The sequence below is a fragment of the Dyella sp. genome (assembly GCF_036746095.1).
Lineage (GTDB): Bacteria > Pseudomonadota > Gammaproteobacteria > Xanthomonadales > Rhodanobacteraceae > Dyella_B.
Map to the genome: position 1 here is coordinate 1 of NZ_DAIOEU010000048.1, position 22,914 is coordinate 22,914.

Consider the following 22,914-nt stretch of genomic DNA (forward strand, 5'->3'; position numbering starts at 1 on the left):
TAGCACAGGTCCAGGCAGGTTTGTTTGCATGAAAAAAGCGTGCCGGACAGCAGTGGGCTTTCGCCGGGATGACGGGTCAAGGCTTTTGCGGTCCCCAGGCTGGGATGAAATCCCAGCATCTCTTTGACTGGCAAAGCTGGGATTTCATCCCAGCCTAGAGGCTACTGCCCGCCGTCAATCGCCCGCGCTTACGTAATGCCTTCAAGCGGTTAAACTTGGTGGTTCCCGCACCTGCGAAGCTTTGATCCGATGTCCACCTCGTCCGCTGCCGCCACGCCTGCCGTCACCCCCGAGACCGATGCGCCGCGCGATTTCATCCGTCAAATCATTCGCGAGGATCTGGGTAGCGGGAAACACACCGCCATCCGCACGCGCTTTCCGCCCGAGCCCAACGGCTACCTGCATATCGGGCACGCCAAGGCCATCTGCCTGGATTTCGGCATTGCCCGCGAGTTCGCCGGCTGGTGCAACCTGCGCCTGGACGACACCAACCCCGGCAAGGAAGACCCGGAGTTCGTCGAAGGCATCAAGGACGACGTGCGCTGGCTCGGCTACGACTGGCACGACCTGCGCCATGCCTCCGACTACTTTGAGGTGCTCTACCGCGCTGCCCTCAAGCTGATCCAGGACGGCCACGCCTACGTGGACGACCTCACTCCCGAGGAAATGCGCGAATACCGCGGCACGCTCACCGAGCCGGGCCGCAATTCGCCTCATCGCGACCGCAGCGTGGAAGAAAACCTGGACCTGTTCGCCCGCATGCGCGCGGGCGAATTCGCCGATGGCAGCAAGACGCTGCGTGCCAAGATCGACATGGCCTCCGGCAACATGAACCTGCGCGACCCGGCCATCTACCGCATCCGCAAGGTCACCCACCAGAACACCGGCGATGCCTGGCCGATTTACCCGATGTACGACTACGCGCACTGCCTTTCCGATGCGCTGGAAGGCATCACCCATTCGCTGTGCACGCTGGAGTTCGAGGATCACCGCCCGCTCTACGACTGGTTCGTGGACAAGGTGGACCTGCCCAACCATCCGGAACTGTGGCGGCACATGCGCGACGCCGGCTTCAAGACCGAGCCGGCCAAGCCGCGCCAGATCGAGTTCTCCCGCCTCAACCTCAGCTACATGATCACCAGCAAGCGCAAGCTGGCCCAGTTGGTGAACGAAGGCCTGGTGGACGGCTGGGACGACCCGCGCATGAATACCCTGCGCGGCTTGCGCCGGCGTGGCTTCACGGCGGGCGGCATTCGCCTGCTGATCGAGCGCCTGGGTGTCAGCAAGCAGAACAGCGTGATCGACTACGCCATCCTCGAAAACTGCGTGCGCGAAGACCTGGACGCCGCCGCGCCGCGCCGCATGGCGGTGATCGATCCGCTCAAGCTGGTGATCGTCAACCTGCCGGAAGGCCATGAGGAATCGCTGACCTTCTCCAACCATCCCAAGGACGAAAGCTTCGGCACCCGCCAGGTTCCGTTCTCGCGCGAGGTGTGGATCGAGCGCGAGGATTTCGCCGAAGTGCCGCCGAAGGGTTTCCATCGCCTGAAGCCCGATGGCGAAGTGCGCCTGCGCGGCGTGGGCATCGTGAAGTGCGTGGAGGTGATCAAGGCCGCCGACGGCAGCGTGGCCGAAGTGCGTTGCACGCTCGATCCCGAATCCCGCTCCGGCATGCCCGGCGCCGAGCGCAAGGTAAAAGGCACCATCCACTGGGTCAGCGCCAGGTACGGCGTGGCCGCCGAGATCCGCTTGTACGACCGCCTGTTCAACGTACCCACGCCAGACGACGAAACCGACGGCAAAACCTGGATCGAGCATATCAATCCGGATGCCAAGCGCATCGTGCGCGGCTGGCTGGAGCCTTCCGCGGCCAAGGCCAGCCCGGAACAGCACCATCAGTTCGAGCGCCTTGGCTACTTCGTGGCCGATCGCCTCGATCACCGGCCGGAAGCGCCCGTGTTCAACCGTGCTGTTACCCTGCGCGACACCTGGGCCAAACAAGGCGCATGATGCTGCCGCTGCAGATCCACCTCACCCTGCCGCCGTGGATCGAGGACGTCGCCGACACCAGCCGGCGCTATCTCACGGACGAAGAGCGAGTAGGGCTGGCGATCGAGTTGTCACGGCGCAATATCGAACATGGCCTAGGCGGCCCCTTCGGCGCTGCCGTGTTCGATGAACACGGACGCTTGATCGCCGCAGCAGCCAACCGCGTCATTCCGCAAAGCTGTTCGGTCGCCCATGCCGAAATGCTTGCCTACATGGCTGCGCAGCAGCGCCTGCAAAGCTATCGTTTAAACGAACAGGGCGGCCACTACACGCTCGCCACCAGCGCACAACCCTGTTGCCAGTGTTACGGCGCCACCTTCTGGGCCGGCGTGGACACCTTGCTGATCGGCGCGCGCGGCGAAGACGTGGAATCGCTCACCGAATTCGACGAAGGCCCGCTGCCCGCCGATTGGATCGGTGAACTGGAACGCCGCGGCATCCATGTGCGCCGCGACATCCTGCGTGAACAGGCGCGCAGCGTGCTGGCTGCCTATGGGGCGCGCGGAGAACGCTATTGAAACGCCTGCGCGCCGCGCTGCCGCTGCTGCTGCTGATCGCAGCGGGCATTGTGCTGCTGGCCTCCGGCGTGTTCGATCGCATGCACCCCGAGCAGCTCGTTGCCCACCAGCATCAACTGCATGCCGATATTGCCGAGCATCCGTGGATGAGCCGGCTTGTTTATATCGGGCTGCTGATTCTGGCGACTTGCACCGGTATTCCGGTAACTATCGTCTTGATCCTCGCTGGCGGATTCGCTTTTGGTGTCGTTGAAGGCACCACGTATTCGTCGATCGGGCTCACGCTGGGTTCGCTGATCCTGTTCCTGGCCAGCCGATACGCGTTCGGCGTCGGCAGCAAACACCCGCCCGCCATCGCGGAAAAATTGCATCACGGGTTTGAACGTCACCCGGTGGCTTACACGCTGTTCCTGCGTTTGGTGCCCGTCGCGCCGTTCGGCCTGGTCACCATGGCGCTTGCCTGGTTGCGCTGTTCGCTGTGGCTGTTCCTTGGCGCCACCTGGTTTGGTGGCACCGTCATGCTGATATTCGAAACATCCATTGGCGCCGGGCTGGGGCATGCACTCGCCCACGGACAGAAAGTGGGCCTTGGCTTGATTTTTGATCCCAGTGTGATTGCACCGCTGGGCGTACTGGCGCTGCTGTCGCTCGTACCGCTGGTGCTGGAGAGGTTCAAGTCGCGGTGGCATCCATTGGCGTCGCATACAGACAAAACTGGCGATCATCCCCGCCCACGTGGCTAGGCAAACCCTCGCTTCCGCGTCAGCCGCGCATTGAACACCCAAGCGGCATAACTGGCCGCGTTCGTAAATCCTTCGTGCTGCTCGTCGAAAGCCGCCTGTTTAGCGGCATGCCGGAGAGGCGGTTGTGCACGGCGGTGATGCCGCCATCCGAGATCGCGCCACTGACCTTCCATTAGCTCTTCCAGGGTCTGGGATACACGCTCATTATTGACATCGCATTCACAAGTGCATTGAAAGGATGCCGCGATCGTTGGCCCCGAAGGGAAAGGGGTGATGAGCAACTCACGGAAATGGCTGTTGCGCGATACAAACGGGTGTGTCCCAGGTGGTTCGCCCGTGCCCCTCTCAAGACTTGCCGCATCATGCTGCGTGATGACGCGGCGTCTATGCCGTAGGCCTGTTCCCGCCGTGCGGTTCTTGCGTGCCGCCACCCATGCGCACGTAACGAAGGGTTTGCCATCGCATTCGATATCCAGGCACAAGATGGCACCCTGCCTGCTTACGCTTCTTATCTTGAATGCCTTGCAAGTTGCGCGCGCGCAGCAGGTGGTGGCTGCAAATGGCGAAGTGAAGAATCTTCCGTCACCTGATCTTCCTTCATTGAGCTACTCAAGCTCCGATGCCGGACCTGCAGGCACGATCCTGTATGCCACGGGCACCGGTGCTGCTGGCCCCAGCACGATCAATGCAACGTTGAGCAGCATCTCGACAGCAGGCGTCGATGCGTATGGAGCCGACGTGGAAAACGGGGCTCACATGAGTTTGACAGGCAATCCCACCCAAAACGGCGCACGACTCAACATCGACACGCATGCCGATGGTGCAGCGGGGATTGTCGCCACCGGCGCCGGCACGCTGGTAACCGCGGCAGGCATCACCATCAATACGGCATTTGGAACCCATGAAGCCAACGGTGTCATGGCGGAAAACGGTGCCGACGTCACGCTTGCCAAAAATAGCCAGGGCGTGGCCCCTTCCATCGCCCTCAGCAGCAATAACGCTGCGGGCCTGTTCGCAAGCGGGCCCGGCACCACGGTGACCGCCAACGACATTGGCATCGCCACATCCGGCAACCACGCGCTGGGCGTGAATGCCTTCGATAGCGCGTTGGTAAATGCCAACAACTTCAGCATCGTCAGCAATGTTTCGTCTGGCGCGGCATCCAATGGCACCGGTACGCTGGTGATGCTCCATTCCGGCCAGATCATCGCCAATGGCCAAAACAGTAGCGCGATGATCCTGCGCGATGGCGGCGCCATGGATGTCACCGGCGTCGTTGCCACCGGCCAGGGGCTCGGCGCCACCGCGCTGTCGTCGTATTCGCAGGGCACTGGCATCGTCAACAGCGTGACGATCGCCAACAGTACATTGACCACGATACCGGGAGGAGGCCAGATTCCGGGCACGGCCATCAGCGGCAACGCCATCAACGTTTATGGCGGCACCGCCAACATACTGCTGGACGAATCGAACGTCCAAGCAGCCACCGGGGTGGCAATGGAAGTACAGGACGTTCCCGATTCGCCTGGCAATGCCGCGCTTGTCGCCAACAGGACTGTGCTGATTGGCAACATCCTTGTTCGCAATAACGCCTATGCGTACACCCCTGGCGGCCGCAGTTTCGTCAGCATTGCATTGAACAGCGGCAGTGAGCTGGTGGGCGCCATCAGCAACGTCAACAAACTTTCTATCGACCAGACCAGCCAGTGGACCATGACAGCCGACTCTCGCATCAACGGCGATCTGTCCAATAACGGCAGCATCTTCTTCCAACCCGGTGGCGCCTACAAAACGCTGACCATTACCGGCTCGCTGGCCAGCCTCGGCCCCGGCAGCATCACACTCAACACTCAATTGGATGGCGGCGAAAACAGCTCGGACAAGATCCTGCTCGATGGACCAAATGCCAACGCCACGATTGGCGCGCACGCGCTGAACATCAACGCTTCGGGCAATGCCGACCTGACGCAGGGGAATGGCATTCTGGTGGTGCAAACAGCCGACGGCGGTATCACGCTCCCGCGTTCGTTTGCGTTGCCGCAGCCGCTGGTGCGCGGCCCTTATGAATACGATCTTTTTCGTGGCGCCGTGGATGGTAGCGCGCCCTACAACTGGTATTTGCGTGACGCACTTCCCGTGCCTACGCCCGCTCCTACGCCAACACCGGTTCCTGCTCCAACACCAGCGCCTGTTCCGACACCCACACCTAGTCCAACGCCGACACCTGCTCCCACTCCCGCACCTACCCCAACACCCACTCCTACACCAACTCCAGCACCTCCCCCAGCACCGACACCGAGTCCGACACCGGCGCCGCCCCCTCCGCCAACACCGGCGCCGCCCACACCTGAAAAGCCAATCTACAACCGCGAAACCTCATTGAACACGGCGCTGCCTTCGGCGATGTTGCAGCTGGGGCGAGCCTTTCTGGGTTCGCTGCATGATCGCGTGGGTGATGAAGACGCCGATGACACGTGGGAGCCTTCCAACGGCCACGCGAATCCCGTCGCATGGGCGCGCGTGTTCGGTGAAAGCGGCAAACAGCAAGGCACTGGCCTCGCCGGCAACGGTCCGGCGTTCGATTACAGCCTGACCGCCGTGCAGGTGGGCGCCCATCTGTATAAAAGCGGCGCCGGCGATACGCCGCACGACGATGCAGGTGTCTATGGCTCCTTCGGCCATCTATCCTCGACAGTGACGCATGACGGTCTCTTGTCCGGTGACATCACGGCCGGCTCCCATCGCATCGACGCTGCATCTGCCGCCGCCTATTGGACGCATTACGGCCACGATGGCAGCTATGTCGATGGCGTATTGCAGGCCACCTGGTACGACTCGGTGCACGCCAGCTCCAGTGAGGCGGTGCAAAACCTTGCCACCGGCGCAACCGGATGGGGCGCATCATTGGAGGGCGGCTGGCGTCGCCTCGCCTTAACTCCCCGCCTAACCTTGCAACCTCAAGCGCAAGCGATCTACCAGCACCTGCGTATCGATAGCGCGCGCAACGATTTCGAGACCGTGCAATTCGGCAACGTCAGCTCGCTGGCGGGGCGCGTCGGCGTGCAGTTGAGCAATATCTCCACGAACGCAGCGGTGGGTGGACTGGACTGGTCCATTACCTTGAACGCTTGGCATGAATTCCATGCCAATCCACGCACCACCTATCCCACCAGCGATGGCAACCCGTCCTTTCGTTCCGACTTGAGGGGAACTTGGTGGGAGCTGAAGTTTGGCGGGCAAAAGCGCATCACGCGGCACGTGAAAATATTCGCCGCGTTCGGCTACGACGCTGGCGGCGATGCCGGCCGCAGGGAGGTTGGCGGCAACGTCGGCGCCGTGGTGCATTGGTGAATGGACGGCTGGGTCCTGGCGCGATGGCGAGCGCGCCCTCCGCGACCGGGTAATCCTTATACGTCCACAATTCCCGCCCCGATGCGCGGATGAAAATGTCCTGGCCATCGGCCACGGCGGCCCTGGGACGTTTCACTGCAAAGGAGCTCCCGCTTGGTCAGCGCGCGATTGGGGAATGTAAACAAGGAAAGTAAGGATGTTCTTTTTAGTCGCAGCGCGCCGAGCCTCACGGCTGGGTGGAAGTGCGCATGCAGCGGCCAAGCGGGAGTGTAGGCATCCTGGGTGTTGCCGCTCCAAAACGGAATCGGCGAATGCCTGTCAAATATCGTCAGGGTTCGCCGATAGGATGCGGCATCGCATTCAACTTACCTTGGCTGTGAGGGGGGGACGTGGCGCCTGGCCGGAGAAAAAGTCAGACATAGCATGCCTTCGCAACACGATGTCGCCAGAGGGCAAAGGGAAAATGCTCATCCGTATTGTCGAGAAAAAATGGCTGAACCACCGCTGGCTGACTCAGTCTGGGGTAGCGCTGGGATACGCCCTCGCCTACCTGATGATCGTGGAATCCCTTTCCAACGCGCCCTGGCCATTCGTTGCAGGGCTTCGTATCGCCTGGCTTCTTTTGGTGCCATATCGCTATTGGATCGCATTGGCAGTGGGCGAAGCGGTGCCGCTCGTTTATCGCAACCTCGGGTTCGCGGATGGCTATGGATCGACATGGGTTCTGCTTGCATCAGTACCGCCACTCATTATTAAGGCACCCGTGCGCCTGTGGGCGAACTAGCCATGACGAGATGATTACTGAGCAACGATGCCATTCTGCGTGCAGTGCTCGGGATCACCACAGGCAACCGCTGCCGTGATGTTTGCACTGCCATCGCCCTGGGAGAGCAACCCAACCACCAGACCTTCATCCTGATAAACCATCTGCGTCAAATCCCTTGGCGAGCCATCAGCAGGGACCATGACGTTTTGCGCATCGTCACCCATCGGTAGCGCAAACGTTACGCCTTGCGCAATACCGATGGCGCCGCGCACCTTACCTTGAAGGTCGTTGACCTGGATGTACTCCACGCCATCGCGGTCAAATCGATAAACGTGGTGATGCGGATTGGCGCTGATGTCGGGCACGTTCGGCCACGATTGGCCTAAGCCTGCAGCCGGTGCCGCACCTTGCGCGGCAACCACGGTGGTCATGCCCAAGCGGTCAGCGTAGCCAGGATGGTTTGACGAAAAAATTTGCGGGAAAAGCAAAACATGATGCGCCCTCTGCTCGATGGAAGGATTTCCCGCGATCAGAATGAATCAACACATGGAAGCAACGAAAGACGATTTTTGCGCAAGCTCTCGTCCTATTTTGTTGTAAGTCTTTGCCCTATTTGCACGTTCTTCTCGGTAGGCGTGCACCACTTGGCCATGGCTGCTCACCTTGAGGCTGACAGTCACCGCATAAGGCGAATCGCAGGCAACAAAAAACCCCGCTTTAGACGGGGTCTTTTGTTTCCGGGATAACGGGATATCGCCGGAGCATGTCTTGGTGGGCCGTGACAGATTCGAACTGTCGACCAACGGATTAAAAGTCCGCTGCTCTACCGGCTGAGCTAACGGCCCGGAAAAGTAAGCTGGCAATTTTAAGGTCTGGGCGGCTGCGGCACAAGCAATGCGGCCGATTTCGGGTGTTTCTCAGACGTAGCGGGTGGGATCGGGCAGGCCGGCTTCACGAAAGCCCTGCGCGCGCAGGCGACAGGCATCGCAGCGGCCGCAGGCGCGGCCTTCAGCGTCGGCCTGATAGCAGCTGACGGTGGCGGAAAAATCCAGGCCCAGGCGGTGGCCTTCACGGGCGATGTCCGCCTTGCTCATGGCCATCAGCGGTGCGTGGATGCGGATGCTCGCGCCTTCCACGCCGGCCTTGGTGGCGACGTTGGCAAGCTTTTCGAAGGCTTCGATGAAAGCGGGACGGCAGTCGGGATAGCCCGAATAATCCACCGCGTTGACGCCGCACCAGATGTCGGTGGAGCCGAGCACTTCGGCCCAACCGAGCGCCACCGACAGCATGATGGTGTTGCGTGCGGGCACGTAGGTGATGGGGATGCCGTCACCGCCCTGCTCTGGCACGTCGATGTCGGCGGTGAGCGCGGAACCGCCGATGCTGCGCAGATCGACGTGCACGGTCTTGTGCTCGACGGCGCCGAGCATGGTTGCAACGCGCGCTGCTGCATCCAGTTCGGAGCTATGGCGTTGGCCGTAGGCGACACTCAAGCCGTGCACCTGATAGCCCTGTTCGCGGGCGATGGCGATGGTGACGGCGGAGTCCATGCCGCCGGAAACGAGGATGACGGCTTTGCGGGGTGGCGATGCTGACATGGTGAATTCCATTGCAGAAATACGGCCGGTCACCGGCCGGGAACGCTACCGGCGACACAGGCCGGGGCGCATGTTTATCCCTTGCGCAGGGAGTTTCACTTGTCATTCCGGCGCAGGCCGGAATCCAGTGAAGTACTTCGTGCGAAGCACTCAAAACTTTTATGTCGCGTGCTGCGCACGTCATTTTTTACTGGATTCCGGCCTTCGCCGGAATGACGGCGAGGCAGGCGTGCGCCGTCCTCAAGCAGACATGCACTAATGGCCCGGCGCATCATTCCACAGCAGCTTGTGCAGCTGCAGCTGAAAACGCACGGGCAATTTGTCTTCGATGATCCATTCCGCCAGCGCACGCGGCTCGACCTTGCCATGCACCGGCGAGAACAGCACCATGCAGCGCTGATCGATGCGATGCTCCGCCACGACGCCGCGCGCCCATTCGTAGTCGGCGCGGCTGGCGATCACGATCTTCACTTGGTCATGCGGCAACAGATGATCGAGGTTCGACCACAGGTTGCGTTGGGCTTCGCCGGAATCCGGCGCCTTCAGATCCATCACCTTGCGCACACGTCGATCGACATCGGCAACGTCGAGCGCGCCGGATGTTTCCAGCGATACCTCATAACCTACATCGCAGAGCTTGCGCAGCAGGATCAGGCAGCGCTTCTGCGCCAGCGGCTCGCCACCGGTCACGCACACGTGCGAGGCGCCGTGCGCGGCGACTTCGGCAAGGATGTCCTCGATATCGCGCCAGTTGCCGCCGTAGAACGAATACTCGGTATCGCACCACACGCAGCGCAGCGGGCAGCCAGTAAGGCGCACGAAGACAGTGCGCCAGCCGAGCGCATCGGCCTCGCCCTGGATCGAATGGAAGATCTCGGTGATGCGCAGGCGCTCGGCCGCAGGCTGGACCGGCGTGGCGGTTTCCACGTTCACCGGGCTGCTGCTCACCGCTTGAACCTCACCGAGCCGTCTGCTGCGAGATACGCCGCAGGCGTTCCTGGGCCAGTTTGGCCGCGTTGGAACTGGGGTATTTGCTGACCACCGACTTCAGCGTGGCGACGCCCGCGTCCGTCTGTTTCATTTCCAGCTGGCTGTAGCCGAGCTTGAGCGTGGCGTCCGGTACTTTTTCGCTTTGCGGATATTGGCTCAGCAGATGCTTGAAGGCTTCCACCGCGACCTGGTAGTTGGTGGTCGCATAGTAGGACTCGCCCAGCCAATAAAACGCGTTCGGCGTCAGCGCGTCGTTGGGGTATTTCTGGATGAACTCGCGGAAGCCGCGCGATGACGACACGTAATCGCCTGCGCGCAAGGATTTGAAGGCGGCGTTGTATGCCGTTTGCGCAGCGGCTTTCTGGGCTGCCGATTCGGCCGGCACTGCCGGCGTGGAAGCGGCGGGCGGCGCAGCGGCGGAAGCCGAGCTGCCGGGTGCCGATGCATTGGCTGCGGATGGCGCGCTGGACGAAGACGCCGGGTTGGCGCTGCCCTGCTTTTCGAGGCGGCCGACGCGGCTGTCAAGGTCGGCATACTGCGCCTTGCTCTGGTCCTGCAACTGCTGCACCTGATGCTGCAGTTCTTCGATCTGGCCCTGCATCTGCTGCATGGTCTGCTGCATTTGCTGCAGCTGGTTGAGCTGGTTGAGCTTGTTCTGATCCTGGTTCTGCTGTTGCTGCTCGAGGCGGGCAACGCGGTCGGCCAGGCTCATGGGGGAATTCTGCGCATGCACGGGCGCCATAAACAGCATGGCGGACGCCAAGGCGCCCGCCATGCTGAGATTGGCCGTGAAGCGATGAGCCAATCGAACCACCATTATGTCGCCGTGTAGACGATCTCAACGCGACGGTTCTTGCTCCAGCAATCCTCGTTGTGCTCGCGGCACACCGGCTTCTCTTTGCCGTAGCTGATCACGCTGATCTGGCTGGACGAACCGCCATTGGCCTGCAGCGCGCTGGACACGGCATTGCCACGACGCTCGCCGAGGCCCAGGTTGTATTCACGCGTACCGCGCTCGTCGGCGTTGCCTTCCAGGCGCATGCGGGCGGTGGGCACATCCTGCAGGAACTTGGCGTGGCACTGCATGATCTGCTGGAACTCCGGCTTCACTTCGTCCTTGTCGAAGTCGAAGTACACGGTGCGCTGCTTCAGGCAGGCATCGGTGTCGAGATCAGCGGCGGTGTACTTGTGCTCGCCGGTCTGGGCCGGGGCCTGCTGCTGGGTTTCCTGCTGCGGAGGCTGGGGCTTAACTTCCTGCTTCTTGGAGCAAGCGGCCGCACCGACGCAGAGCAGGGCGACCAGGGCGATACGAACGGTCTTATTCATGGTGACGTTCCTTCAAACGGGTTTGGTTTCCGACAGTCAATGACGATTGCGGTTTACAGGTCAGTAGTCGCCGGTGGGCCGGCTGTAGTTTTTATTTTTTCTTCACTTTAAAGCATAGCCACGCATTGTACTGCAGAGGCCAGCAAAACAGGCATGGCAAACGGGTCACGCCCGACCGGAACATTCGCATGCTCCGGCCCCCTCTCGGGTCGTCCCAGCCGCCTTCCCTCAGGAGCGCGGCTGGATCAAATCATTGCTTGCGATAGGGTCCCCAAGCCGGCGAGCGAACATCGCCGTCGGCAAGCGCCAGGCGCTGACGCACCATGCCATCATTCGATACGGCGTAGAGCACGTCTCGGCTTCCATCGGTGGCGGCGTAGATCAACATGCTGGCGTTCGGCGCGAAGCTTGGCGATTCGTCAATCGGACCGGGCGAGATGAAGCGCACCTGCCCACCGAGGCTCTGGTCCATGATGGCGATACGATACACGTTCCCATTGGCCTGCACCATGGCAATCTGCTTGCCGTCGTAGCTGACCGCGGCATCGAGGTTCTGCTGGCCCTGGAAGCTGACACGCTCGGGCGTGCCACCCGAAGCGGCCACGCGATAGATCTGCGGCCGGCCGGAGCGGTCGGAGGTGAAATAGATGCTCTGGCCATCCGGGGACCAGACCGGCTCGGTGTTGATGGCCAGGCTGCGGGTCAGGCGGGTTTCCTGGCGGCTGGCCAGGTCCATCACGTAGATCTCCGGGTTGCCGGTATAGGAGAGCGCCACCGCGAGCTTGCTGCCATCGGGCGACCAGGCCGGCGCACCGTTGATGCCCTTGCGGGCGGAGATCAACTGGCGGGCACCGGTGGAGATGTTCTGGATATAGATGGCCGAGTCGCCGCTTTCGAACGAGACGTAGGCAATGCGTGAACCATCCGGCGACCACTTCGGTGACAGCAGCGCCTCGTGCGAGCGCGCCACCACCTGCGGGTTATAGCCATCCGAATCGGCCACGATCAGCGAATAGTTGGCGTTGTTGCCGGTGCCGACCATGGTGACGTAGGCGATGCGCGTCCAGAACGCGCCGGGGATGCCGGTGATCTGCTGGAAGATCTTGTCGGCGATCTGATGCGCGACGCTGCGCAAGTCGCTGGTGGCCGCCGGCGACATCGCCTCGCCGAGCAGGCGCTGCTGGCGATTGACGTCCCACAGTTCGTATTCCACCGTCACCATGCCGTTGCCGGCATCCTTGATGCGGCCGATCACGATGTAGTCCTGCTTGAGCAGGCGCCAGGTGGCGAACTTGATGTCCGAGCCCTGGCTGGGCTGCTCGACGATCTCACTGACCGCCAACGAGCGGAATTTGCCGCAGCGATTGAGGTCGTTGCGGATCACGTCGGCAATGTCCGTCGGTAGCGGCGCACCCTGCTGGGCGAACGGCACCACGGCGATCGGGGTGGCCGACTTGATGCCGCCGACGATCTGCACGTTCAACGCCTGGCCGAAGGCAGGGCCCGTCACCAATGCGGCGATCAGCAGCAGGACGAGGGTAAGTAGTGATCGGGATGATCTGCGCATGGGGAGCTTGCTCACTGCGGAATGAAGGTGAAATTGATGTCGCGCTGGAACACGCTTTCAAAACCCTGGTAAGGCAGCGGTTGTGCGCGTAGCACGGCATCCTCGACGGATTTCTTGCCGGCCGCATCATACGGGCAGCTGGGCGATGCCTTGGCGCTCAGCACTTGCCCGCCGGGGATCTGCACGATGTGAACCACGCACGGCGCGTTCGGCATGTTATCCGGCCTGATCCAATTCTGCGTGACGGCGTTCTGAATTGCGGCCATGTATTGCGACAGCAGCGTGCTGTTGGAATTGTTGCCAGTCTGGCGCTGGTTCGCATTCGGCAGGTTCTCCTGCCCATCGGCTTGCGCATTCTTGATATCCGCCAGCTGCTGCTTGGCCTGCTTGGCCTTGCTATCGGCCTTCTGGGTCTGCGCCGACGCCGCATCGAGCTGCTTGAACAGCTGGTCCACCTTCTCCTGCTCGGCTTTCTTCTTGGCCGCCTGGGCGTCCAACTCAGCCTGGCGCTGACGCTGCTTTTCTTCCTGTTCTTTCTTGGCGTTCTCGGCCTTTTCCAGGGCATCCTGCACCACGCGTTCCTGGTCCACCACGTCCGGATGCTCCGGCGGCGGGGGCAATTGGCTGGGCTTGGGCTGCTGTATCGGCGGCGCCGGCGGCGGTGGCACGGAAGGCGGCGGAGGTACCGTGTTCGGCACTGGCTTCACCTTCTCCGACTTCGGCGGCGGCGCGGCGGTATTGCCCAGCAACGTGGCTTCGATCACCGGACCGCTGAGCTGCAGCGGCGGCGGCGTGCAGCTGATCGGGTTGGGCAGGTGCAGCGTGGTGAGGAATTTCTCGTACGCCGTACAGGGCAGCATCGCCAGGAAGAGGAAGGCGACGATACCCAGATGGAGAACGGCCGACAGTACGACCGCTATTGGCGTACCTCTGGCGTTACGGTCTTCCATTCGGCTTGCCCGACTCCGGCGCACTCATCAAACCAACCTTGGCCACACCGGCCTGCTGCAACAAGGCCAATACCTGATACACACCGTCGTACTTGCCTTCGCGATCGCCCGCGACCAGCACGCTCACATCCGGATTCTGCTTGACGAACGCGCCGACCTTCACCTTCAGCGCATCGGCGTCGATGGGTTCCTTCTTGCTGGTGCCCAGGGTGAGGTACATCTGGCCCTGGGTGTCGACCGAGACGATCACCGGTTCCTTCTTGTCCTGCAACGACTTGGCGTTGGCTTGCGGCAAGTTGACGTCGACGTTGGAATTGAGCATCGGCGTGGTGACCATGAAGATGATCAGCAGCACCAGCATCACGTCGATGTAGGGCACGACGTTGATTTCGGATTTGAGCTTTAGTCGCTTGTGGCGCGCGGAAGTACGCATGGTCGCGGGCCTCGTCAGTGGTTATCGTCGATCTGGATCTGCCGCTGCAGCACCGAGGAGAACTCTTCCTGGAACACCTCGTAGCGCGAGGCGACGCGCTCGACCTTGTTGGCGTAGCGGTTGTACGCCCACACCGCCGGGATCGCGGCGAACAGGCCCATCGCGGTGGCGATCAGTGCTTCGGAAATGTGCGGCGCCACCACGGCGATGGTGACGTCCTTCATTTCGCCCAGGCCCTGGAAGGCGCCCATGATGCCCCACACCGTGCCGAACAGGCCTACGTACGGGCTGATGGAACCGACGTTGGCGAGGAATTCCAGGTTGCGTTCGAGCAGGCCGATTTCCTTGGTACCGGCCACGCGCATCGCGCGCTCGGAGCCTTCGATCACCGTGGGCACGTCGGCGCCGCGGCGCTGGCGCTGACGCACGAACTCGCGGAAGCCGGATTCGAAGATGCTTTCCATGCCGCCGCCGTCGCCGCTGTTACTCACTTCGCGGAACAGCTGCGCCAGGTCGGCGCCCGACCAGAAGCGTTCCTCGAACGACTCGGCGTTATGCATCGCGGCTTTGAGCTGCGTGTACTTGCGGATGATGATCACCCACGACAAGAACGAGAGCACCAGCAACACCAGCATCACCAGCTGCACTGGCAAGCTTGCGCTCGAAACGATCTCGAAAACGTTCAATCCACCGTTCATGGCTTGGGGGCTCTCCACCGCATAGGGCTAACTCAAGTACTTGGGCAAGGCCGGATCGAGGATCAACCTCGGGCAATCCGGCCAATGATGTCTTCCGGTATCCGGGCGGGCTGCATCCTTGCCAGGTCCACGCAAGCCGCACGTATTTGCGCCTGGATCAGCACGGCGCCATCCGCGCGGGTAATCGATTGCGCGAAAAGAATACTGGCTGAACGGCGATCTTTGACTTCCACCGCGACGGCCAGTTCATCGTCCAGCAGGGCGGGCTTGAGGAAGTCGATCTCCATCCGATGCACCATGAAGGCCAGCCCGGTCGCCTGCTTGAACGCCATCTGGTCCACGCCCAGGGCGCGCAGCCATTCCGTGCGCGCGCGCTCCAGGAAGCGCAGGTAGCTGGCGTGGTACACCACGCCGCCGGCGTCGGTGTCTTCCCAATAAACGCGGATAGGCCACTGAAAGGGGGGAGGCATGGCTTAGTCATGATAAAGCTTGGGGTACAGCTGCGCAGTCTAACAGACACGCCCTAGCACGAACGGCGGCACCGTAAAACCACCCTTTCGGTACCACACTCCTCGTCAGAAGACACGCCAGCACTGGCAAGTAGATACCTATCTCTATCGGACGCGAGGACTACATCAAACGACCGCTCTCACCCCTACTTGATTTAGCGCGCCCGTTGCAGATTGGAGTTGCACGTTCGTTGGTTACTTTTAAATGAGCCGTGCCAAAAGCAATGACTCCAACCTACAAATGCTTTAAAGGGGTAAAAATGAAAAAGAAACACCTTATTGCGCCCGCATTACTGATCGCCGCAACAGCAGCTTCACCCTGGGGCAACGCGATTGCAGAGGAAGCCACGGTAAAGCCAGAAATGCAACAGGCGCTCTGCCCTCACGACCCAAATGCGCCCGATCCTAATTGGGGCTGGTCAGTCGGAAAGGCTCCGCAACCAATCAAAGATTTCAGCTACTCAGGACAACCTGAATTTCAAGTACGTGTTAGCAGGCTAGGCTCTTCCCCCAATGAAATTCATGAAAATTTCGCAAGCATTATTGAAAGCAACTTTCAATATGGGAGCACCGAGCATATTTTGAACAACCTTTCAGAGCGTGAGCTCCAGGACCTGGCGAAATTCTATACAGCGAACACTCAAGGAAAATCACAACCACTTTTGAAAGTTTTTGCACAAAATCTAAGTGATCAGTCGCTCATAAGAGTAGCCAAGGCTTTTGGTACCGAGCCGGTGAAAGCAGCTGTCAACTCGTATGCAACCGCCAATACTCGGAGTGCCTTTGATACAAAGATCGCGGCACTTGATTCTGTAGCACCTACGGTGTCGCCGACGTCAGAACTCGTAACCCCGATGGCGACCCCGACACTGGACATGACTATTCAGGAAATCTATCTGGAGTTTCGCACTGCCCCTGTCGGAAGCGTAGGGCCGACAGCGGCCATTGCAGAAACATCCATGTATGTTGGAAAGAATGTAGCAGTCGCTGCCAGTGTTGGCTGGGCTATCGGAACTGAAATCAACAACCTGATTGAGACATACGATCCCTCTCTTAACGAAGCCATTGGCGGCACTGTGGCAGGCATGGTTGATGCAGCTAATCAATCCTTGGATTTGACAAAGCAAGGGCAATATCAATCATCCTTTGATGCCCTGTTTGGGTATCCCGTTAGCACCAGCGGAAATCGAGCCGGAGACTTCGGCGAGTTTCAAGCCATGGATTACTACTGGAGTAGTAACGGCTGCTATTAATAGACTTAAAGTGGCGAGCAAGGTCTTGCTCGCTACTTTTTTGGAGAAGTACACATGGCAAGCAAACAGCTTTTAAACGCACAGCTGATAAAAGCAAGTATTTTGTTATTTTTCGCAGCGTTTTGGTTTATACAAGCACAATCAGCCGCGTCTTATTTATTTGCCGCCGGTTTTCTGTGCTTTGCATGGTGCGAAGCCTTCAGGAAATACAAGCCCCCCGTGAGACTTTCATTTACTATCAAACAAATTTACAGCGGCTTTAAATCTCCAGAATATCGCCCAGAACCATTTATACTTATCATGGGTATGCTTGGCATAGCGCTTTGGCTATGTAGCCTTATCGTCAGTATAAAGCACCTAATTTAACCCATGCTATAAACTCACTCTCCACCGCCATTGAAAAGATCACCCGCTTGCGGTTGTCGCGGTGGCGGCGTGAGCCCGAGGTGACGCCAGGCTTTCGCGCTGGCCATGCGGCCGCGCGCCGTGCGAATCAAGAAGCCTTGCTGGATCAAATAGGGCTCGACCACGTCTTCCAGCGTGCCGCGATCTTCGCTGAGCGCGGCGGCCAGCGATTCCACGCCTACCGGACCGCCATCGAAGTTCTCGATGATGATGGTGATCAGGCGGCGATCCAGCTCGTCGAAACCTTCGGCATCGACTTTGAGCATGGTCATTGCCGCCTGTGCTGCCGCCAGCGTGATATGGCCGTCTGCACGCACTTCGGCGTAATCGCGCACACGGCGCAGCAGACGATTGGCGATACGCGGCGTGCCGCGCGAACGGCGCGCGATTTCCTGTGCGCCTTCCACTTCGCAGGCAATACCGAGAATGCGCGCCGAGCGGCGCACGATCGCGGTGAGCTCATCGGGCGAATAGAACTCCAGGCGTTGCACGATGCCGAAGCGATCGCGCAACGGCGCCGTTAAGAGACCTGCGCGTGTGGTGGCGCCGATCAAGGTGAACGGCGGCAAGTCCAGCTTGATCGAACGCGCGGCCGGACCTTCGCCGATCATGATGTCGATCTGGAAATCTTCCATCGCCGGATAGAGCACTTCCTCCACCACGGGCGAGAGACGATGGATCTCGTCGACGAACAATACGTCGTTCTTTTCGAGATTGGTAAGCAGCGCGGCCAGGTCGCCCGCACGCTCCAGCACGGGGCCGGAGGTGGAGCGGATGTTGACGCCCAGCTCATTGGCGATCACATGGCTCAGCGTGGTCTTGCCGAGGCCCGGCGGCCCGAAGATCAACACGTGATCGAGCGCACCGCCGCGCTTCTTCGCGGCCTCGATGTAGATCGACAACTGCTCGCGCACCGCCTGCTGCCCCAGGTATTCATTGAGGCGCTTGGGACGGATCGATGCCTCGAGCGCTTCGTCGTCGAGCTGGGCGGCGGCAGTGATGATGCGGTGATCGGACATAGAGCGATTATGGCTGAGAGCGAGCTCGCGGGGGCGGAGGCTGGGATGAAATCCCCACTTTAGTTTGCGGAATGCCGGGATTTCATTCCAGCCTGCGAAAGCAGCACGCCCTGCGCCGAATCAAATCTCCAGCTGCGTCCCCAGCTCGATCAGGCGATTGCCCGGAATCTGGAAGAACGCCGTCGCCGGCAGCGCATTGCGCGACATGAAGGCAAACAGCCGATCGCGCCACAGCGCCATGCCCGGGCGGCGCTTGTCGGCGACGATGTTTTCGCGCGACAGGAAGAAGGTGGTGTCCATCAGGTCGAACGGCAAGCCGCTCTTGGCGCATTTGGACAGAGCCAGCGGGATGTTCGGATCCTCGGCAAAGCCGAAGCGGATTTCCAGGCTGTAGAAGTCGCTGCCCAACGGCGACAGGTGGATGCGCTCCTCCGGATCGGCCATCGGCGTTTCCAGCACTTCCACCGTCAGCATCACGTTGCGTTCGTGCAGAACCTTGTTGTGCTTGAGGTTATGCAGCAACGCATGCGGCACGGCATTCTGGTTGGCGGTAAGGAACACCGCCGTACCCGGCACGCGCAGCGGCGGATGCTCGGCGATGTTGTCGATGAAGGGCGACAGCGCCAGGCCGCCTTGCTTGATTTCGCGCACCACCAGTTCGCGCCCGCGGCGCCAGGTGGTCATCACCACGAATACGGCCAGGCCCAGCACCAGCGGGAACCAGCCGCCGTATTCCACCTTGATCAGGTTGGCGGAGAAGAACGCGATGTCGATGGTCAGCAGAATCGCCCCCACCACGATCAAAATCGGTGCGCGCCAACCCCATTGGTGCCGCGCCACGAACAGCGCCAGCACGGTGGTAATGGCCATGGTGCCGGTGACGGCGATGCCGTAAGCCGCACTCAGGTTCTCCGAGCTGCGGAAACCGAACACCGCCAGCAGCACCATCACCAGCAGGAAGGCGTTGATCCATGGCACGAAGATCTGGCCGGACATCTCGCGCGAGGTATGCACCACCGGCATGCGCATCGAATAGCCCAGCGACATGGCCTCGCGCGTCATCGAGAATGCACCGGAAATCACCGCCTGCGATGCAATCACCGTGGCCGCCGTGGCCAGCGCGATCATCGGGTACAGCAGCATCGACGGCACCGTTTTGTAGAACGGATTGTCGATCGCCTCCGGATGATGCAACAGCAGGGCGCCCTGCCCGAAGTAGTTGAGCACCAGCGCGGGCAGCACGAAGTTGAACCAGGCCAGGCGGATCGGCCGCTTGCCGAAATGCCCCATGTCCGCATACAGCGCCTCGGTGCCGGTCACCGCCAGCACCACGCTGCCCAGCGCGATATACGCCTGCAAACCGTGGGTGATGAAGAAGCGCACGCCGTGATACGGGTTTAGCGCGTACAGCACGTGCGGCTCCTGCAGGATCATGCGAACGCCAAGCACGGCAATCACGATGAACCAGATGACCATCACCGGGCCGAACAGTTTGCCCACGCGCTCCGTGCCATGCCGTTGCAGCGCAAACAGGAAAAACAGGATCACCGCCGTGATCGGCACCACCCAATGCGCAAGGCCGGGTGCGGCCACTTTCACGCCTTCCACCGCGGACAGCACCGAAATGGCCGGCGTGATCACGCCATCGCCATAGAACAGCGACGCGCCGAAGATGCCGATGATCGCCAGCAGCCAGCGCAATTTGGGCTGGCCGCCCACGCCACGCAGGGTGAGCGCCATCAGCGCCATGATGCCGCCCTCGCCCTTGTTGTCGGCGCGCATGATGAACAACACGTACTTGAGCGACACCACGATGATGAGCGCCCAAAAGATCAGCGACAGCACACCGTAAATGCTTTCCGGCGTGGGTCTCATGCCGTCGTGGCTGAGTGCGGTCTGCAGGGTGTAGAGCGGACTGGTGCCGATATCGCCGTAGACCACGCCGACGGCGCCCAGCGCCAATGCGGCCAGCCGCTTCTTGGTATCGGCCTCGCTCATTCCTTGATGACTACCCACGGTTCAACTCCCGAGTGCGGCGCGCAGCGCCTTGCGAATAATGGTTTCTGCGTTGTCGCCCGGCTCGGCCACCTTCTGCACCAGCCGGCTCACTTCCGCCGGCTTGTAGCCGAGCTGCTGCAACGCCACGGTGGCTTCGGCCGCCGGATCGGCCGGCGCGCCTGGCGCGACGGCGAGACCCGGCGCGCCGGCGCCGAGGCCGTCCACGCGATCGCGCAATTCGACCACGATGCGTTCGGCCGTCTTTTTGCCGATGCCGGGAATCTTGGTGAGCGCGACCACGTCGCCGGCCTGTACCAACCGCGCGAAATCCTGCGTCGAGACACCCGATAGCACGGCCAGCGCGGTTTTTGCGCCGATGCCGCTGACTTTCAACAGATTGCGAAACAATGCGCGCTCGGATTCGTGCAGAAACCCGTACAGCGCCACGCTGTCTTCCTTCACCGCGTAGTGGGTGAGCAGCGTCACTTCCTTGCCGGTTTGCGGCAGGTCGTAGATGGTGGACATGGGCGCTTCCAACTCGTAGCCCACGCCGCCCACTTCCACCAGCAGCCACGGTGGCTGCTTCGAAACAAGCGTGCCTCTAAGTCGACCGATCATCGGCGACGTCTCCATGCGGTGCGCGGAATACCCACGCGTTCGAGACTGGAACGGGTGTGCGCGTGTGCGACGGCGATGGCCAGCGCATCAGCTGCGTCCGCCTGGATCGGCCCTTTGAGGCCGAGCAGTACACCGATCATGTGTTGTACCTGGCTTTTGTCGCTGCGGCCGCCGCCAACGACTGCTTTCTTGACTTCGGTCGCCGCGTATTCGTGTACTGCGATGCCACGATTGACCACCGCGCAAATCGCCGCGCCACGCGCTTGTCCGAGCTTGAGTGCGGAATCGGGATTGCGCGCCATGAACACGCGCTCGATGCCGCACTCCACCGGACGATGCATCGAAATGATCCCATCCACGCCTTCGAAGATGCGCTTCAGGCGGAGCGGAAAATCCTCTTCGCCCGCCACCACCAGCGCGACATGGAAAACATGCGACAGCTTGCCGGCGGCATCGACATCGACGATGCCGATGCCCGTGCGTTGGCTGCCAGGATCGATGCCGATGATACGGATCATCAAAGGCTCGTTATTCGGCCGGCAGCAGCGCGTTGTGATAGACCTCGCTCACGTCGTCGAGGCCGTCGAGTTTTTCGAGCAGGTCGGTGAGGGTTTCCAGCGTTTCGCCGGACACCGCCGTGCGGTTGTTCGGACGCATCACCACACCGGCGTGCTGCGCATCGAGGCCGGCCTCGATCAGCTTCTGCTGCACGGCTTCGAAGTTTTCCGGTGCGCAGATCACGGTGCTTTCACCGTGTTCGTTGACCACGTCGTCGGCACCGGCATCGAGTGCGGCTTCGAGGATCTTTTCTTCCTTCGCCTCATCGCCGCCGGTGGGAAACACCAGCTCGCCGCAGCGCGTGAACTGGAACGCCACCGAACCGCTGGTACCCAGGTTGCCGCCATGCTTGGTCAACGCATGACGCACGTCGGCGACGGTGCGGACGGTGTTGTCGGTGAAGCATTCGATGATCAGCGCAATGCCGCCCGGCCCGTAGCCTTCGTAGCGCAGTTCTTCCATCTTCGCGCCGCCGTCGGCGCCGGAGCCGCGCTTGATCGCGCGCTCGATGGTGTCCTTGGACATGTTGGCGGTCAGCGCCTTGTCGACGGCCGTGCGCAGGCGCGGGTTGAGCGCCGGGTCGGGCACGCCGGCGCGCGTGGCAACGGTGATTTCGCGGATCAGCTTGGTGAACACCTTGGCGCGCTTGGCGTCTTCGGCATTCTTGCGACCTTCGATGGACGGGCCTCTACCCATGGGGATACCTGGCTTGGGTCTGAAAGTGGAAAGCGGGGGATTTTACTGCATTGCGCCATCGCTCTCCTTATCGCCTTCCTTTTCCCCTTCGGGGAGAAGGTGGCCGAAGGGTCGGATGAGGGCCAATCTGGCGTCAAGCTTGCTTTCTTCACCGGCTCTCTTGCGAGGTATCGTGCAAGAGCGCCCCTCACCCCAACCCTCTCCCCGGAGGGGGGAGGGAGCCAAAGCGGCCTTCGCGCAAGAAATCAGCCGTCAACCGCGCCACCTCCGCCGAGAACAGCAGCCCCGTATGGCTGGTTTCCACCACACAATGCCCGGTCAGGCCCGGCACCCGGGTCTCTTCCACCGCCACCGTGCCGTCGTGCTCGCCGGCGATCGGACTGAGCATGGCACCCAGGCCGATCGGCATGCAGCCGGCAATCACGCCCACCTCGCGCGGCCCTTTCCAGGCCTCCAGCCCCAGTTCCAGCAGCGCGCGGTTATGACCGAGCAACACCTCGCCTCCGCGCCACAGGCGGGCGAAGGCACGCGCGGCGGCGCTGCCCTTCAGTGGCGAGCCAAGACAGACGATGCGTCCAGGCGGCAGATCACTCTCTTCCAGGCAGGCCCGCAACGCGAGCAGGCCACCCAGACTGTGACCGACCAGGTGCACCGGGCCGGGGGCGTAATCGAGCATGTTCCCGTGCAGGCGGCGCAGGATGTGCTCCTGCGTTGCCGCCACACTCATGTAGTCGAAGCGATGGACGCGAAACCCCTCCTCCATCAGGCGGCGATGCAGCATGCCCAGCGCGAAGCCGCGCATCCACAGGCCGTGCAGCAGGATGACGTGTTCGGTCATGAGATTGGACAGCGACGAAACGACCGTCAGC

At 61.4% G+C, this 22,914-nt stretch carries 23 protein-coding genes and 1 tRNA gene; 7 read left to right on the forward strand and 17 right to left on the reverse strand.

The window, feature by feature from the left end:
• Positions 1-249 precede the first annotated feature (249 nt).
• From V7M64_RS16740 to V7M64_RS16760, 5 genes are all read left to right on the forward strand, one after another.
• Entirely contained in the window at positions 250-2,010 is a 1,761-nt protein-coding gene (locus V7M64_RS16740) for a glutamine--tRNA ligase/YqeY domain fusion protein (RefSeq protein ID WP_333680649.1), read from the forward strand.
• The gene (locus tag V7M64_RS16745; RefSeq protein ID WP_333680688.1) at positions 2,010-2,567 is read left to right on the forward strand and encodes a nucleoside deaminase; all 558 of its coding nucleotides are present in this window, start codon (positions 2,010-2,012) and stop codon (positions 2,565-2,567) included. The genes V7M64_RS16740 and V7M64_RS16745 overlap by 1 nt, the downstream gene beginning before the upstream one ends.
• Positions 2,564-3,310: a VTT domain-containing protein gene (locus V7M64_RS16750; protein WP_333680650.1), complete on the forward strand. Its 747-nt coding sequence runs from the start codon at positions 2,564-2,566 to the stop codon at positions 3,308-3,310. The genes V7M64_RS16745 and V7M64_RS16750 overlap by 4 nt, the downstream gene beginning before the upstream one ends.
• Before the next feature lie 513 nt (positions 3,311-3,823).
• Positions 3,824-6,661 carry an autotransporter outer membrane beta-barrel domain-containing protein gene (locus tag V7M64_RS16755; protein ID WP_333680652.1) on the forward strand — a complete coding sequence of 946 codons (2,838 nt, stop codon included), beginning with the start codon at positions 3,824-3,826 and terminating at the stop codon, positions 6,659-6,661.
• Between the two features lie 463 nt (positions 6,662-7,124).
• Positions 7,125-7,445 (forward strand): hypothetical protein, encoded by a 321-nt coding sequence (locus V7M64_RS16760; RefSeq protein WP_333680653.1) that lies wholly within the window; start codon positions 7,125-7,127, stop codon positions 7,443-7,445.
• A 14-nt stretch (positions 7,446-7,459) separates the two neighbouring features.
• On the opposite strand, the gene V7M64_RS16765 is transcribed toward V7M64_RS16760, so the two are convergent.
• The 11 genes from V7M64_RS16765 to ybgC form a co-directional block, all read right to left on the reverse strand.
• Positions 7,460-7,858 carry a hypothetical protein gene (locus tag V7M64_RS16765; protein WP_333680654.1) on the reverse strand — a complete coding sequence of 133 codons (399 nt, stop codon included), beginning with the start codon at positions 7,856-7,858 and terminating at the stop codon, positions 7,460-7,462.
• Between the two features lie 338 nt (positions 7,859-8,196).
• Positions 8,197-8,272: transfer RNA gene (locus V7M64_RS16770), tRNA-Lys, on the reverse strand.
• 72 nt (positions 8,273-8,344) lie between these two features.
• Positions 8,345-9,025 carry a 7-cyano-7-deazaguanine synthase QueC gene (gene queC / locus V7M64_RS16775; protein WP_333680655.1) on the reverse strand — a complete coding sequence of 227 codons (681 nt, stop codon included), beginning with the start codon at positions 9,023-9,025 and terminating at the stop codon, positions 8,345-8,347.
• 255 nt (positions 9,026-9,280) lie between these two features.
• Complete coding sequence (queE, locus tag V7M64_RS16780; protein ID WP_333680657.1) at positions 9,281-9,973, reverse strand: 7-carboxy-7-deazaguanine synthase QueE; 693 nt, start codon at positions 9,971-9,973, stop codon at positions 9,281-9,283.
• A gap of 10 nt (positions 9,974-9,983) precedes the next feature.
• The gene (ybgF, locus tag V7M64_RS16785; RefSeq protein WP_333680689.1) at positions 9,984-10,829 is read right to left on the reverse strand and encodes a tol-pal system protein YbgF; all 846 of its coding nucleotides are present in this window, start codon (positions 10,827-10,829) and stop codon (positions 9,984-9,986) included.
• Positions 10,830-10,831: 2 nt separating this feature from the next.
• Positions 10,832-11,341 (reverse strand): peptidoglycan-associated lipoprotein Pal, encoded by a 510-nt coding sequence (gene pal, locus V7M64_RS16790; RefSeq protein ID WP_333680659.1) that lies wholly within the window; start codon positions 11,339-11,341, stop codon positions 10,832-10,834.
• Positions 11,342-11,591: 250 nt separating this feature from the next.
• Entirely contained in the window at positions 11,592-12,908 is a 1,317-nt protein-coding gene (gene tolB / locus V7M64_RS16795) for a Tol-Pal system beta propeller repeat protein TolB (protein ID WP_333680660.1), read from the reverse strand.
• Positions 12,909-12,919: 11 nt separating this feature from the next.
• Positions 12,920-13,858, reverse strand: a complete 939-nt coding sequence (tolA, locus tag V7M64_RS16800) for a cell envelope integrity protein TolA (RefSeq protein ID WP_333680661.1) — start codon at positions 13,856-13,858, stop codon at positions 12,920-12,922.
• Positions 13,845-14,291, reverse strand: coding sequence for a protein TolR (gene tolR / locus V7M64_RS16805; protein ID WP_333680663.1), 447 nt, complete (start codon positions 14,289-14,291; stop codon positions 13,845-13,847). The genes tolA and tolR overlap by 14 nt, the downstream gene beginning before the upstream one ends.
• Before the next feature lie 14 nt (positions 14,292-14,305).
• Positions 14,306-14,989 carry a protein TolQ gene (gene tolQ / locus V7M64_RS16810; protein ID WP_333680665.1) on the reverse strand — a complete coding sequence of 228 codons (684 nt, stop codon included), beginning with the start codon at positions 14,987-14,989 and terminating at the stop codon, positions 14,306-14,308.
• 62 nt (positions 14,990-15,051) lie between these two features.
• Complete coding sequence (gene ybgC, locus V7M64_RS16815) at positions 15,052-15,459, reverse strand: tol-pal system-associated acyl-CoA thioesterase (RefSeq protein WP_333680667.1); 408 nt, start codon at positions 15,457-15,459, stop codon at positions 15,052-15,054.
• 299 nt (positions 15,460-15,758) lie between these two features.
• Here ybgC and V7M64_RS16820 point away from each other — a divergent pair, with 299 nt between their 5' ends.
• Complete coding sequence (locus tag V7M64_RS16820; RefSeq protein WP_333680669.1) at positions 15,759-16,751, forward strand: hypothetical protein; 993 nt, start codon at positions 15,759-15,761, stop codon at positions 16,749-16,751.
• A 54-nt stretch (positions 16,752-16,805) separates the two neighbouring features.
• Positions 16,806-17,117 (forward strand): hypothetical protein, encoded by a 312-nt coding sequence (locus tag V7M64_RS16825; protein WP_333680670.1) that lies wholly within the window; start codon positions 16,806-16,808, stop codon positions 17,115-17,117.
• 14 nt (positions 17,118-17,131) lie between these two features.
• Here V7M64_RS16825 and ruvB read toward each other — a convergent pair whose 3' ends face one another.
• The 6 genes from ruvB to V7M64_RS16855 all read right to left on the reverse strand — a co-directional run bounded on the left by ruvB (position 17,132) and on the right by V7M64_RS16855 (position 22,883).
• On the reverse strand, positions 17,132-18,175 hold the full coding sequence (gene ruvB, locus V7M64_RS16830) for a Holliday junction branch migration DNA helicase RuvB (RefSeq protein ID WP_333680671.1): 1,044 nt from the start codon (positions 18,173-18,175) through the stop codon (positions 17,132-17,134).
• Positions 18,176-18,295: 120 nt separating this feature from the next.
• Positions 18,296-20,173 carry a potassium transporter Kup gene (locus V7M64_RS16835; protein WP_333680691.1) on the reverse strand — a complete coding sequence of 626 codons (1,878 nt, stop codon included), beginning with the start codon at positions 20,171-20,173 and terminating at the stop codon, positions 18,296-18,298.
• A gap of 21 nt (positions 20,174-20,194) precedes the next feature.
• Positions 20,195-20,791 (reverse strand): Holliday junction branch migration protein RuvA, encoded by a 597-nt coding sequence (gene ruvA, locus V7M64_RS16840; protein WP_333680672.1) that lies wholly within the window; start codon positions 20,789-20,791, stop codon positions 20,195-20,197.
• Complete coding sequence (gene ruvC / locus V7M64_RS16845) at positions 20,788-21,309, reverse strand: crossover junction endodeoxyribonuclease RuvC (RefSeq protein WP_333680673.1); 522 nt, start codon at positions 21,307-21,309, stop codon at positions 20,788-20,790. Before ruvC ends, ruvA begins: the two co-directional genes overlap by 4 nt.
• A 10-nt stretch (positions 21,310-21,319) precedes the next feature.
• Positions 21,320-22,045 (reverse strand): YebC/PmpR family DNA-binding transcriptional regulator, encoded by a 726-nt coding sequence (locus tag V7M64_RS16850; protein ID WP_333680674.1) that lies wholly within the window; start codon positions 22,043-22,045, stop codon positions 21,320-21,322.
• Positions 22,046-22,232: 187 nt separating this feature from the next.
• Entirely contained in the window at positions 22,233-22,883 is a 651-nt protein-coding gene (locus V7M64_RS16855; RefSeq protein ID WP_333680693.1) for an alpha/beta hydrolase, read from the reverse strand.
• Positions 22,884-22,914 lie beyond the last annotated feature (31 nt).